Genomic DNA, 1,160 nt, shown 5'->3' with positions numbered 1-1,160 from the left:
GAGTCGCGTCCCAAGCTCGTCGTATCAGCCGACGGCCACGGGGTGGTCAGTCATGCCGGGTCCCGGCTGCTGGCCGATCTCGCCGATGCCACCGGCCTGACCACGGCCTTCACCGCCGCGCTGCGCCAACTACGGCCGCGCGGCACCGGTCACCCCCCGGCCGGATCGCCGTGGACTTGGCAGTGATGCCGGCCGACGGCGGCGAGGCGATCGCCGACCTGGCCCTGCTGCGCGATCAGGCCGAGGTCTTCGGCCCGGTCGCGTCCAATCCCACCGCGTGGCGACTGCTGGCGGGCATCGATCCGGCCGCACTCGGCGCTCTGTGCGCGGCCCGTGCCACCGCCCGCGAGGTCGCCTGGCTGCAAGCCGGCGAGAAGCGGGAGGCAATACCGGCCTCCCGTGCAGGCGGACGCGAACTGCCCGGCCTGGTTCCGGACATCGACGCCACCCTGGTCACCTGCCACTCCGAGAAGGAGAACGCAGCGCCGACCTACAAACACGGCTTCGGCTACCACCCGCTGCTGTGCTTCCTCGACAACACCGGCGAGGCCCTGGCCGGCCTGCTGCGGCCCGGCAACGCCGCGCCCAACACCGCCGAGGACCACATCACCGTGCTCGACGCCGCGCTCGCCCAGCTCCCCGATATCCACCGCCACGGCACCAGCATCCTCATCCGTGCGGACAGCGCCGGATCCACCAAAGCGTTCCTGGCCCACATACGCGGCCTCCGCTCGCGCGGGATCCACACCTCCTTCTCCGTCGGATGGTCCATCACCGAACCGGTCCGCCGAGCGATACACCAACTGCCCGACCAGGTCTGGCACCCCGCCCTCGAACAGGACGGCACCCTGCGACAAGGCGCCCACGTCGCCGAGCTCACCGGCCTGGTCGACCTACCGGGCCTGCCCGAGGACACTCGGATCATCGTCCGCCGCGAGCGCCCGCATCCCGGCGCCCAGCTGTCCCTGTTCGATCTCGACGAGGGCATGCGCCACCAGGTCTTCCTCACCGACACCGCCTACGGCGAAGGCTCATTGCAGCACCTGGAAGTCCGCCACCGCGCCCACGCCCGCGTCGAGGACCGCATCCGCTGCGGCAAGACCACCGGCTTCGGCCGCTTCCCCTCCCGACACTTCCAGGTCAACCAAGCGTGGCTGAAG

The 1,160-nt window shown here is 71.1% G+C and carries 1 pseudogene; it reads left to right on the top strand.

Annotated features, from left to right (window positions below):
- Positions 1–1,160 (top strand): annotated as a pseudogene (locus VXC91_RS45880) (IS1380 family transposase); the annotation flags it as partial.

Source organism: Streptomyces chiangmaiensis, assembly GCF_036281785.1.
Taxonomy (GTDB): Bacteria; Actinomycetota; Actinomycetes; order Streptomycetales; family Streptomycetaceae; genus Streptomyces; species Streptomyces chiangmaiensis.
This window is presented reverse-complemented; position numbering and strand designations above follow the sequence as displayed.